This window comes from Haemophilus haemolyticus (assembly GCF_003490595.1).
GTDB lineage: Bacteria > Pseudomonadota > Gammaproteobacteria > Enterobacterales > Pasteurellaceae > Haemophilus > Haemophilus haemolyticus_L.
The window spans coordinates 54959-68546 of the sequence record NZ_QQGY01000006.1; the positions used below are offsets into that span (position 1 = coordinate 54959).

Below are 13588 nucleotides of genomic sequence, written 5' to 3' on the forward strand. Positions count from 1 at the left end.
AAAAAATACCTGTTTCCAAATAAATTTTATAATCAAGGAAACAGGTATTTATGCATTATGGCTTGTTAAAATTTTTCCCAAATAGGGATAACGCCATCAACTAAATCTAAATTTTTTCCTAACTCAATCCAACCACAAGGAAAATGAAAATCGGAGCCAACCGATCCCAGCAGATCAAATTCTTTTGCCCAACGAGCAAGCATTTGACGTTGATCTTTTGTCTGACCACAATCCGCCATTTCCATGCCATCACCGCCCCAAGCCTTAAAATCGGTTATCAGCTTACGCACCCATTTCCCAGTCATGTTATAACGTAATGGATGCGCAATAACGGCTATACCGCCTGCTGCATGGATTGTCTCAATCGCGGTGGGAATATCAGTCCATTCTGCTTTGACAAATGCCGATTTTCCTTGCCCTAAATAGCGTTTAAAGGCCTGACCATCATTAGAGACCTTACCAATCTGCCTCAAATAACGCGCGTAATGAGCACGCGTCACTTCTCCATCAGCTAAAGCTTTAGCCCCTTCATAAGCATGAGGAATCCCTGCTTTTTCTAATTTATCGCCAATTTCCACCGCTCTTTTTTCGCGTAATGCTTTTTGGCTTTGCAAAAGTGCGGTCATTTGGGGATGAGTTTTATCGAAGTTTAATCCTACAATATGGATCCCCCGCCCTTCCCAATTTGTGGAGATTTCTACTCCGGTAATTAATTCAATACCTACTTCTTTCGCTGCAATCTCAGCTTCATCAATGCCCGCAATCGTATCGTGGTCGCATAATGCCAGCACGTTCACGTCTTGCACATAAGCACGATGCACTAATTCAGTTGGACTCAACACCCCATCTGATGCAGTGCTGTGACAATGTAAGTCGTATTTTTTTGTCATTATTTAATATTTTTTACTAATTCTTTTACTAATTTTGGACCGTGATAAATCAATCCTGAATAAACTTGTAACAACTCGGCGCCAGCCTCAATTTTCTCTTGCGCATTTTGCAAGCCATCAATGCCGCCGCTACCAATAATCGGAATCTGACCTTTCAGTTCTTGATGTAATCGCTTAATAATCTCTGTGCTTTTATGCTGCAACGGCTTTCCACTTAATCCGCCTTGCTGTTCGGCATTTTTCATCCCCATCACAGTATCACGAGAAATTGTAGTATTCGTTGCAATAACGCCATCCATTTTATGACGAACCAACGTATCCGCAATTTGCACTAATTCACTTTCTGTTAAATCTGGTGCAATTTTTACCGCAATCGGCACATATTTATTGTATTGGTTTGCCAAAATAGCCTGACGATCCTTGATGCTTCGCAATAAATCATCGAAATAGTCGCCATATTGTAACTGACGCAAATCCGGTGTATTGGGTGATGAAATATTCACCGTAATATAACCTGCGTAGTTATAGGCTTTGTTCAAACAGAAAATATAATCATCTTTGCCTTGTTCTAAAGGTGTGAATTTATTCTTACCAATATTAATGCCAATCACCCCTTTATAACGGGCGTTTTTCACATTTTCTATAAGATAGTCAATGCCATTATTATTAAAGCCATTACGGTTAATAATGCCTTCAGCTTCAATCAAACGAAACTGACGTGGCTTTGCATTACCATCTTGTGCAACGGGCGTAACAGTTCCTACTTCAAGAAAACCGAAACCCAATGCACCAAAGCCGTCAATCGCATCACCATTTTTATCCGCCCCTGCCGCCAATCCAATAGGATTAGGAAAACTCACACCCATTACCGTTTTAGGAAAGCCTTTGGGAGCATGAATAAGAGATTTTAAGATCGGTTGAAATAAAGGATTACCAGCTAATTTCAAGCATTGAATCGTGAAATTGTGAGCCTTTTCAGCATCCATTTGGAAAATGCCGTGACGGAATAATTGATACATACTCGTTTATCTCTCAGGATAGTTGACTGTAAGAAAAGTGCGGTTAATTTTTACCGCACTTTAAAGGTGAGATTACTCGTATTCTACGAGGAACAGGAATAATGTGCAAATAATAAAAAATGTGATGATCACAACGCAATCATCACATTTTAATATCAACCTTTCATTCGAAAGTTAAAGGAAAATCAGGTTATTACCAGAAATATGCTACACCAGCACCAGCACCAACATTACCTTGTGTATTAGCACCTAATGAGAATTTAACCCCATATTTTCCATTATCAGAAAGGCGACTATAACCAACAGCAATCGCAGATTGACCACGATATTGACCTACTGCAGCAGTAGCAGCTGACAAACCAGGGCGATAAGATTGGAGCAAGTTTGCCGTAGCAATTGCACTTGCCGTACCTGCATCTGCACGTTTGCCAACCTTATTGATGCGATCATTTAAGCTATTCATATTGTTACCTAAACGACTAGATATAGAATACAACTGACTACCATTAATCGCATCTGTTGAAGTAGCAGAGATTTCGCCTGCTGCCACATTTTGAATACGGCGTTCAGCATCTGCAGCACCAACAGAAACAACACCATGCCCTTTCGCACCAGCAAAACCACCATAAGTAACACCGTTTACAGTAGCTTCATTCACTGTTCCAATAGAACCCGCTGTCGTTGTAGTACCTTCAGAGCCATCATGCTTAATATTTTTCAATTTCGCAGTTTGGCTACCATCACCACCTCTTGCTGTTGTTTTATTACCTAGATAAACAGAATTTTCAACAGTATGTCCAACAGGTGTAGAGTTTCCTTTATTATTAATATCATTACCTAAAACAAAGGTATTACTGCTATCAATAATATTATCGTTACCCACAGCATAGCTACCTGAAACAGCGACATTATTAACATCTTTACCGTTAATAATATTAGGGTCACCAAAGGCACCTGATTTTGCAGCATCTACTTTGTTACCAGTACCAATCGCAATAGAATTATCGCCTGTTACTTTAGAACCAAAGCCCATTGCAACGGCATTCTGACCCGATGCATCAGATAATGCACCAATAGCTGTAGCATATTTACCGCTCGCACTTGAATCATTTTCACTGTGCCCCTCTATCTTAGCATTCTCAGTACCATCATTAACATGGAAGAACTTAATACCATACTCATTCATATTATAAATTGCTTCATAAACAGAATTAGTAAGAACTGTTCTTCTGTCTTGCGTATTATAGGTTTTTAAGAGCGGAGTGTTTTTACCATCATTACTTACAATAACATTGTTATAAGTATTTCCACCAATCGTAACATTCTCTACTTTTGTTGTCGCCCCACGATTTAACCCATAAATTTGAGCGCCATTCACTGCATCTGAACTTGTTGGTGAAATATCACCAGCAGCAATACCCGTGAGTTTAGTTTCTCCATTTGGATGTTCAGTTGTTATTTTGCCCTTAAAGGTTACTGTTGTTCCTTTATCGTTTTCAGTTTTTTCAAACGGTGCAGAAACAGTGTAAGTATTCAATGCAGCATTATGTGCCACAGAAATACCGCTACCCGCTTCAACTTTCACTTTCGCCGCATTAATTGCATTAGCTACATTAGTAACAGTGGCAAGTTTATTTCCATCATTATCATTAGCTTCTGTAGCACCTGTCGTTGTATTGAGCTTAAAGCCACCCGTTACCGCTTTAACATTACCTGTCGCTGTATCTACAGTGATTGTTGTACCATCAGTATTCACAGATACACCGCTTCCATCAACAGTAAGACCACCGTTAGCTTTCGCATTAACAGACACACCATCTGCATCTACAGTAAGACCACCGTTGGTTTTAGACTTAATCGCCAAACCATCATCAGTCTTCTCTAAACCTTTAGCGGATGCAACCTTCGCTGCAACTTTATAAGTCTTACCATCATCTGCAAGCTCAACTTCCGCTGTACCGTCTTTCGCTGCAACTTTTGTTTTTGCTTCATTAATCGCACTAACAACATTAGCCACCGTGGTGAGTTTATCCCCATCACCAGCTTTCGCTTTCGCATTGCCTGCGTCGTTTTCAATCTCACCCGTTACCGCTGATACCTTGCCATCTGCAACATTGATAGTCTTGCCATCAGTTACTACAGATACACCATTTGCATCTACAGTAAGACCACCGTCAGTTTTCGCATGAACAGAGACACCATCTGCACCTACAGTAATACCATTTCCATTTTGTACCGATACGCCATCAGCACCCACAGTAATACCACCGTTGGCTTTGGATTTAACTGAAACACCTTTATCATCAACTGTAACACCTTCTCCAGCCTTGACTGACAAACCTTCAGTTTTATTCTCTAAACCTTTGTTCTCCTCAACTTTCGCTGAAACTGTGTAGGTATTTGTTTTCGCATCGTGTGCAACTTCTGCACCATTACCCGCTTTAACTTTCACTTTCGCATCGTTAATCGCTTTAGCTACATTAGCCACAGTAGTGAGCTTATTGTCATCACCTTTATTAGCTTCAGTCACTCCTGTCGCTGCATTGATTTTAAAACCACCTGTTACCGCTGAGACTTTGCCTGCATCATCCACTTTAATCGTTGTGTTATCTGTATCTACAGACACGCCTCCATCAAGACTAATACCACCGTTCGCTTTCGCATTAACAGATACACCATCTGCATCTACAGTAATACCACCGTTGGTTTTAGACTTAATCGCCAAACCATCATCAGTCTTCTCTAAACCTTTAGCGGATGCAACCTTCGCTGCAACTTTATAAGTCTTACCATCATCTGCAAGCTCAACTTCCGCTGTACCGTCTTTCGCTGCAACTTTTGTTTTTGCTTCATTAATCGCACTAACAACATTAGCCACCGTGGTGAGTTTATCCCCATCACCAGCTTTCGCTTTCGCATTGCCTGCGTCGTTTTCAATCTCACCCGTTACCGCTGATACCTTGCCATCTGCAACATTGATAGTCTTGCCATCAGTTACTACAGATACACCATTTGCATCTACAGTAAGACCACCGTCAGTTTTCGCATGAACAGAGACACCATCTGCACCTACAGTAATACCATTTCCATTTTGTACCGATACGCCATCAGCACCCACAGTAATACCACCGTTGGCTTTGGATTTAACTGAAACACCTTTATCATCAACTGTAACACCTTCTCCAGCCTTGACTGACAAACCTTCAGTTTTATTCTCTAAACCTTTGTTCTCCTCAACTTTCGCTGAAACCGTATAGGTGTTAGTCGCTTTATCATGCTCAACTTTCGCACCATTACCTTCTGTCACTTTCACTTTCGCATCGTTAATCGCGTTAGCTACATTAGTAACCGTGGCAAGTTTATTTCCATCATTATCATTAGCTTCTGTAGCACCTGTCGTTGCATTGGTCTTAAAGCCACCCGTTACCGCTTTCACATTACCTGTCGCTGTATCTAACTCAATGGTTGTACCGTCCGTTTTCACAGATACTCCATCTGTACCCACAGTAAGACCACCTTTGTCTTTCGCATGAACAGAAACCTTATTATCCGCAGAGACCGAAATTCCATCTCCTGCAGTAACAGAAGTGCTGCCACCTGCCGCACCACCAGCAGCACCTGTATCACCACCCACCCAGGTAATTGTGGTTTCACCATTTGCAGATGTCACTTGTATTTTATCCGGGCTACCAGATTTGATCTCAGATTTAATAATTGTATGACCTGCCTTATCACCTGTCACAGGTTGTTCTATTGATACCGCACCGCTACCGTCAGCAACCTCAACTGGCGCATCAAAGGTGATTTTATGAGATTTATCTTCAGCTTTTTTAAGTCTAATCCCTTTATTCCCTTCTAAAACCAATCTAGAATTATCGCTATTATCTTCTGTTGGGGCCGAATCTTTATCTAATACGCCTATATTCATCTCTGTATCTGGGCACGCACTATCTGCATTTCCATTGCGGCATCCATTATAATGTTCAAGATCATCTGGTTCACCAGTGTTAGCAGTCGTAACACGAAAATAATAGTCTGTTCCCAACTCAGAAGGTTCAAGATTCTTAGCCGGATCCGATTCCGTATTACTTGCCTCCGCAAAGGGAGAAAGCACGCCAGCAACAAGAGCAACTGCAACGGCGGTTGCAGAAGCACGTTTTTTGTGTGATTTAGTAAGTTCAGATACAGCAATCCAAGCTTGAGAAACTTCACTCCACACAATTCTAAAAATTTTATTCATAAATTTCCTCTTTAAATAGTCACATTAAAAATTGAGCACGGATTATACACAACAACAACAACAACAACAACAACAACAACAACAACAACAACAACAACAACAACATAATTATAACAATCATCTATTTTATGTTTCACTATAAATATAAAGGACTGAAATTGTAAAATACAACCTCAGTCCTTAAGTTACAGTTAAGTAATAAACTTAAAATTTACGCTAATTCCGCACGTAATTTTTTCGTTACATCCACCATCACTTTTAATTGATCGATAGTTTCTGTCCAACCACGTGTTTTTAAGCCACAGTCTGGGTTTACCCATAAACGTTCTTTTGGAATTACTTTTAACGCTTTGCGTAATAAGTGTTCAATTTCACCTGCGGTTGGTACACGTGGGCTGTGGATATCATACACACCAGGGCCGATGTCATTCGGGTAGTTAAATTTCACAAAGGCATCTAATAATTCCATATCTGAACGTGAAGTTTCGATGGTAATCACGTCCGCATCTAATGCCGCAATCGCAGGTAAGATATCGTTAAACTCAGAATAACACATATGAGTGTGAATTTGCGTATCATCTTGCACGCCCATTGAGCTTAAACGGAATGCTTCGCCTGCCCATTGTAAGTATGCATCCCAATCTGCACGTTTAAGTGGTAAACCTTCACGAATTGCTGGCTCATCAATTTGAATAACTTTAATGCCCGCTGCTTCTAAATCTAACACTTCATCAGATAATGCTACGCCGATTTGTTTACATACGGTTGAACGTGGAATATCGTTACGCACGAATGACCATTGTAAAATAGTCACAGGGCCTGTGAGCATTCCTTTCATTACACGGTTAGTTAAACTTTGTGCATATTGTGACCAGCGTACTGTCATTGGCTCTGGGCGAGTCACATCACCGTAAATTACTGGTGGTTTTACACAACGTGAACCGTAACTTTGTACCCAACCAAATTTAGTGAATGCGAAACCATCTAATAATTCCCCAAAGTATTCCACCATGTCGTTACGTTCTGCTTCGCCGTGAACTAACACATCTAAGTCTAATTCTTCTTGGCGACGTACCACATATTCAATTTCTTTTTTCATTGCCGCTTCGTAATCTGCAAGAGATAACTCGCCTTTTTTGAAACTTGCACGAGCATGACGGATTTCAGTCGTTTGCGGGAATGAGCCAATGTTTGTGGTTGGCAGAAGCGGTAAATTTAACCACGCATTTTGCTTAACAATACGTTCTGCAAATGGCGATTTACGTTGATCCGCACCTTTTGGCAAGTTTGCTAAACGCTCAGCCACTTCTGGGCGATGAATTTCTTTTGAGGTTGCACGAGCATATGCTGCCGCTTGGCTTGCATCTAATGCCGCTTGCACAGACGCTCTGCCATTATTTAAGGCTTGTTTTAATACATTTAATTCTTCCACTTTTTGTAGCGTGAAAGATAACCAGCTATAAAGTGCGGTATTTTTTTCTTTTAATTGTACTTCCACTTCTAAATCAAATGGGGTGTGCAATAATGAACAGCTTGGTGCAATCCATAAACGCTCGCCTAATTTTGCTTTTAATGGCTCTAATACATCTAACACTTTGTTTAAGTTTGCACGCCAGATATTACGGCCTTCAATCACACCTGCAGATAACACTTTGCTGTAATCTTCAAAGGCTGCAAGTTGTTCTGGCGCACGCACTAAATCTAAATGCAAGCCTGCAACAGGTAAGGCTTTTAATAACTCTGCGTGTTGTGCAACGGAACCAAAATAAGTAGCTAATAATAATTTTGCGTTCACTTTGCTTAATTCAGCGTAAACAGATTTATAGGCTTCAACCCATTCTGCAGGTAAGTCTAATGCTAATGCAGGTTCATCAATTTGAATCCACTCCGCACCTTCAGCCACTAATGCGTTTAAGATTTCAACATAAACAGGCACTAATTGATTTAATAAATCGAAACGGTTAAATGCTTCGCCTTTTTCTTTACCCAACCATAAGAATGTTAATGGACCAACAATCACTGGTTTGAAGTTTAAGCCTAACGCTTTCGCTTCACGAATTTGATTCACGTAATGAGCTGGATTTGCTTTGAAAGCGGTCGATTTTTGGAACTCAGGCACGAGATAATGATAGTTCGTATCAAACCATTTGGTCATTTCAATCGCAAATTGATCTTTGTTACCACGTGCAAGTTGGAAATATTGATCAAGGGTTAAATTTTGGCTATCAAAACCAAAACGAGCAGGAATTGCCCCAGTTGCCACTTGTAAATCTAAAATATGATCGTAGAACGTGAAATCGCCCACGGCAACGAAATCTGCATTCGCCACTGCTTGATGTTTCCAGTTTTTTTCACGCAATGCTTTCGCTAAATCTAATAAATCTTGCTCGGCTAATTCTTTACGCCAATAACGTTCTTGTGCAAATTTTAATTCACGTTTTGCACCCACACGAGGAAAGCCTAAGATATGTGATGTTGTCATAATAACTCCCGTTTTAAAGTAATCTTCTTAATCATTTAGACGGCTAAACGTCTGTACGGGTATAGAATGCGTCATCTCAATATATTATGCAAACTTATTATTTTCAGGATTTGTATGAAATAAATTAATACTTAAACTCCATATAAAACAAAGGGGCATACTAAATGCCCCAAAAACTATTGCAAAATTTACCGCACTTTTATGCGTTTTCATCCTTATGCTGAATTTCTTTTATTACATCGCCAATTAATCGACCAAAATCAACGGCATTTTTAGAAGTAATAACAGGCTGTCCCGTTTCTTGTTCTAGCGTCTCTTTCGCAATTTTTGCAACATTGCCTCCCCTTTTAGCGACTCTTTTATTTTCTTCAAAACCTTGAGGATTTGATGTATTAGCAATATCTTTGGTAGCGGTTTCCGCAAGCATATTTAAGATTAATTCAGTGGTGGACATATTGTCTCTTAAATTTTGTTTTTTCAGCCCTTTAAAATCTTTATATTCTCTTGTCGTCATTCCACTCCATGCCTTAGAGATTTCATTGGTAAGAATGGCATATTCTTTCCCTTCAGATACGCCATGAGCTTGCCAAGTATCTGTAAGCTCTTTTCTTACTTGAATGGCTTGCAGCCTTTGATTAATCCATTCTCGGCTATAACCTTTTTGAAGATAAGTTTCTAAGGCTCTATCAATGGTTAATTCAGGATCAATGATTTCATCAATTCTTTCTTTACCGACTTCAGCTAACCACATTTTGAAAGGTTCCGCTTTAGGTGAGGGAACAGATTGAATAATGCGGAAAATACCTTGCATATCAGCAACATCAGTTTTGTACATTTTACCGTCTTTAGGTGATTTCATTTTCAGTTGGCTACAAATTGTAGCCAACTCATTTCCTTCTTTTTTAAGCCTTGTTTTTAACACACTCCAATATTTTCTTGGATTATCACTTTCAGTGAGGACACCTAAAATATCAATGATGCTAAAATACCATTCTTCTTTTTCATTATCCCAAATAGAACGGATTTCATTTCCTTCAAATAATTTAATTTTATTATCCAAGCTAATTTTCCTTTTAATCTACACAAACTCAACTTACTGCAACGCTTTCTCAATTTTTTCAAATAAATCTTTTGAAAGATTTTCTACAACGCTTAAGCGTTCTAAAGCACGTTTCATGAGCGTTTGGCGTTGAGCATCAAAGCGAGAAAAACGAATTAATGGCTCGATTAAACGCGCAGCCACTTGTGGATTACTTTCATTTAAACGGATTAAAACATCCGTTAAGAAACGATAGCCTGATCCGCTTACGTTATGGAATGCTTTTAAGTTATGATTTGCAAAGCTACCTACTAATGCACGTAAACGGTTTGGATTATTGAAGTTAAAACTTGGGTGATCCATTAATAACTGAATAATTTCCAATACATTTTCATCTGGGCGAGTGGCTTGTAATGCAAACCATTTATCCATCACCAATCCATCATGTTGCCATTTTTGTTCAAAATCAGCTAACAACACATCTCTGCAAGGTAATGCTGCTTTAGTTGCAACACTTAATGCCGCCAATGTATCTGTCATATTATTCGCATTATTGTAGTGTTTTTGGACTAGGTTGTTGCCCAAATGGGTATAAGCCAAATAAGTTAAGCAAAGATTACGCATTGCACGCAAGGCGATGTCTTGTTGCGTAATTTGATACTCATCAAGGCGAATATGGGTATAAACGCGCAAGAAATCATCTTTTAAAGTCTCGGCAATTTGTGCTTGCATAAATGCTCTTGCGGCTGAAATACCATCAGGATCGATGGTTTTGAAACCTTCCGCAAATTCCATTTCTTTTGGCAGCGTGAGAATTAAGGTTGCCAGTTCAATATCTTTCTCATAATGGCTCAGAATATAAGAAAGTGCGGTCAAAATTTCAGGCGAAATTTCTAGTGCCTCGCCTTGTTGGAAACGCACAACATTACGACGTAATTCTTGCGCAAATAGCATTTGTGCCGCATCCCAACGGATAAATTGATTATCAGCGAATTTAAGCAAGCCTAATAACTGCTCCGTTTTATAATCATAATCCAGTTTTACCGGTGCAGAGAAATCACATAGCAATGCGGGAACAGGGCGACCATAAATGCCATGAAACTCAAAGACTTGGTCTTTTTCGGTGACATTTAATACATCACTCAACAATTCGCCATTATGTTGCATCATTTGTTTCGTGCCGTTCGCATCATAAAGCGCGATTTTTAACGGAATATGTAAATTCACTTTTTCCATTTGATCGGCGGTTGGCGGTGTAGATTGTGAAACCGTTAAACGATAAGTATGCGTTTTTTCGTCATAAGCATCGCTAATCAATAATTCTGGTGTACCCGATTGGCTATACCAACGGCGGAATTGGTTTAAATCGAGGTTATTTGCGCGTTCCATGGCAGAAACAAAGTCTTCACAGGTTGCCGCTTTGCCATCATTTTCAGCAATATAAAATTGCATGCCTTTTTGGAAACCTTGCTCACCCAATAAAGTGTGCAACATACGAATGACTTCAGCACCTTTTTCATATACGGTCACTGTATAGAAGTTATTCATTTCAATCACTTTTTCAGGGCGAATCGGGTGCGACATCGGGCTTGCATCTTCGGCAAATTGCACGGTGCGTAAAAATTTCACATTATTAATGCGATTCACCGCACGAGAGCCCGTATCTGAAGAAAATTCTTGATCACGGAAAACTGTTAAGCCTTCTTTCAAACTTAATTGGAACCAATCTCGGCAGGTTACACGGTTTCCTGTCCAGTTATGGAAATATTCGTGCGCAATCACGCTTTCAATGGCAAGATAATCTTCATCTGTTGCTGTTTGCGGATTGGCTAATACAAATTTAGAATTAAAGATATTTAACCCTTTGTTTTCCATTGCGCCCATATTGAAAAAATCGACAGCAACGATCATGTAAATATCGAGGTCATATTCTAAATTAAAGCGATCTTCATCCCATTTCATCGCTTTTTTCAGACTTTCCATTGCCCAGCTTGCACGGTTAAGATTACCGCGATCTACATAAAGCTCTAATGCAACTTCTCTTCCACTTTTGGTGATAAATTTATCTTGTAATAAATCAAAATCCCCCGCCACTAAAGCAAATAAATAGCTTGGTTTTGGGAAAGGATCGTTCCATTCTACCCAATGACGACCCTCCTCTAATTCACCACTTGCAATGCGGTTGCCATTAGAAAGTAAGTAAGGATATTTAGTCTTATCTGCGGTAATTTTGGTTGTGTAACGCGCCAACACATCTGGGCGATCAAGCATATAAGTAATTTGACGGAAACCTTCCGCCTCGCATTGCGTACAAACCCCCTCTCCAGACTGATATAGCCCCTGTAATGAAGTGTTTTCGGCTGGTACAAGGAAGGTCACAATTTCAAGTTCAAATTCTTCCGCACTTTTACCTTTTAAATCGAGCGTTAAACTCTCGCCATCTTGTTGATAGGCAGAAAATGGCTCACCATTAAATTTAATAGAAGAAAACTGGAAACTATGCCCATCTAAACGTAAAGAAGTCGCTTCATCATTTAAGCGTTGGAATTTTGTGGTTGCAGTCACCACTGTGTGTTTAGGATCGAGTTGAAAATCTAAATAAATGTCTGTGACTGTAAAATCTGGTTGTTTGTAATCTTTTCTATATTTTGCTTTGGCTAACATAATTTGCCCTACTTTGAAGAAAGAAAATGTGAATATGATATCGTTACGTTTTATTATCTTAAACTTGGTTTTTCACGAAAAATTTTTTCTTGAATCGCTTCCGTCACAAAAGCATTAAGAGAACGATCGCCAGCTATGATCGTAGCTTCTCTATGCAATTCCTCGCCAATTCGTACATTAAATACACCTTTAAAAGGCTTATTCGGTTCTTTACCTAATTCCAAACAATCTTGTAAATATAAATCAACAGATTGACGAAATTCTTTTTCTAGCTCAGATAATGACTCTGCTTCGTAAGTCACTAAATCACGAATGTAAGCAAGTTTGCCAAACAATATATTGTTTTCTAAATCCGCCTCAATCGTGCCAACATAACCTTTATAATTTAATAACTTCATAGAATACCTACCTGTTTTAATGATTCTTTCACTGACTTTAAAGCACCACCTTTAATATAATTTTCAGTTGTAGGGTGGGCTTCAGCCCACCTTTGTTATGGCTAAATGGATAAAAAACAGTGGGCTAAATGAATAAAAACGGTGGGCTAAAGCCCACCCTACGATCTATATTTTGCTTTGGCTAACATAATTTGCCCTATTCTTATAAAAATTGTGCCTAGAATAAAATTTTATCCTTAAAGTTGCAATGGTATTTTCCTATAAAACCCATTTAGCAAACGTTTGCTTGATATGTATAAGATGTGCTATTCTACGCCACGTTTTTAATTAAAAAATTGAGAAAATAGCATGTCAAAAATTGCACAAATTGCCGTTGTGATGGGTTCCAAAAGCGATTGGGCTACCATGCAAGAGGCAACTCAGATTTTAGATGAATTAAAAGTACCTTATCATGTGGAAGTCGTCTCGGCTCATCGTACGCCTGATAAACTTTTTGAATTTGCTGAAAATGCACAAAAAAATGGCTATAAAGTAATTATTGCTGGTGCAGGCGGTGCGGCACATTTACCCGGTATGATCGCAGCAAAAACACTTGTGCCGGTGCTGGGGGTGCCAGTAAAAAGTTCTATGTTAAGTGGCGTAGATAGCCTTTATTCGATTGTGCAAATGCCAAAAGGGATTCCTGTTGGAACATTAGCCATTGGCCCTGCGGGTGCGGCAAATGCTGGATTGTTGGCCGCCCAAATTCTAGCAGGTTGGGATGCAGAATTGCTTTCACGCTTGCAATCTTTCCGTGAAAACCAAACTCGTGCTGTACTGGACAATCCTGATCCACGCACATAAAAATATCTTCAGA

The 13588-nt window shown here is 39.5% G+C and carries 8 protein-coding genes; 1 reads left to right on the forward strand and 7 read right to left on the reverse strand.

The window, feature by feature from the left end; genetic code table 11:
• Positions 1-65 precede the first annotated feature (65 nt).
• From rnm to DV415_RS05775, 7 genes are all read right to left on the reverse strand, one after another.
• On the reverse strand, positions 66-890 hold the full coding sequence (gene rnm / locus DV415_RS05745) for an RNase RNM (RefSeq protein ID WP_118790462.1): 825 nt from the start codon (positions 888-890) through the stop codon (positions 66-68).
• Positions 890-1909, reverse strand: coding sequence for a quinone-dependent dihydroorotate dehydrogenase (gene pyrD, locus DV415_RS05750; RefSeq protein WP_118790461.1), 1020 nt, complete (start codon positions 1907-1909; stop codon positions 890-892). The genes rnm and pyrD overlap by 1 nt, the downstream gene beginning before the upstream one ends.
• 193 nt (positions 1910-2102) lie before the next feature.
• Positions 2103-6149 carry an ESPR-type extended signal peptide-containing protein gene (locus DV415_RS05755; protein ID WP_118791540.1) on the reverse strand — a complete coding sequence of 1349 codons (4047 nt, stop codon included), beginning with the start codon at positions 6147-6149 and terminating at the stop codon, positions 2103-2105.
• 211 nt (positions 6150-6360) lie between these two features.
• The gene (gene metE, locus DV415_RS05760) at positions 6361-8631 is read right to left on the reverse strand and encodes a 5-methyltetrahydropteroyltriglutamate--homocysteine S-methyltransferase (protein ID WP_118790459.1); all 2271 of its coding nucleotides are present in this window, start codon (positions 8629-8631) and stop codon (positions 6361-6363) included.
• A gap of 199 nt (positions 8632-8830) precedes the next feature.
• Complete coding sequence (locus tag DV415_RS05765; RefSeq protein ID WP_118790458.1) at positions 8831-9691, reverse strand: BRO family protein; 861 nt, start codon at positions 9689-9691, stop codon at positions 8831-8833.
• Positions 9692-9724: 33 nt separating this feature from the next.
• Entirely contained in the window at positions 9725-12334 is a 2610-nt protein-coding gene (gene pepN, locus DV415_RS05770; protein WP_118790457.1) for an aminopeptidase N, read from the reverse strand.
• Positions 12335-12387: 53 nt separating this feature from the next.
• Positions 12388-12732, reverse strand: coding sequence for a type II toxin-antitoxin system HicB family antitoxin (locus tag DV415_RS05775; protein ID WP_005653201.1), 345 nt, complete (start codon positions 12730-12732; stop codon positions 12388-12390).
• A gap of 348 nt (positions 12733-13080) precedes the next feature.
• Here DV415_RS05775 and purE point away from each other — a divergent pair, with 348 nt between their 5' ends.
• On the forward strand, positions 13081-13575 hold the full coding sequence (purE, locus tag DV415_RS05780; protein WP_118790456.1) for a 5-(carboxyamino)imidazole ribonucleotide mutase: 495 nt from the start codon (positions 13081-13083) through the stop codon (positions 13573-13575).
• Positions 13576-13588 lie beyond the last annotated feature (13 nt).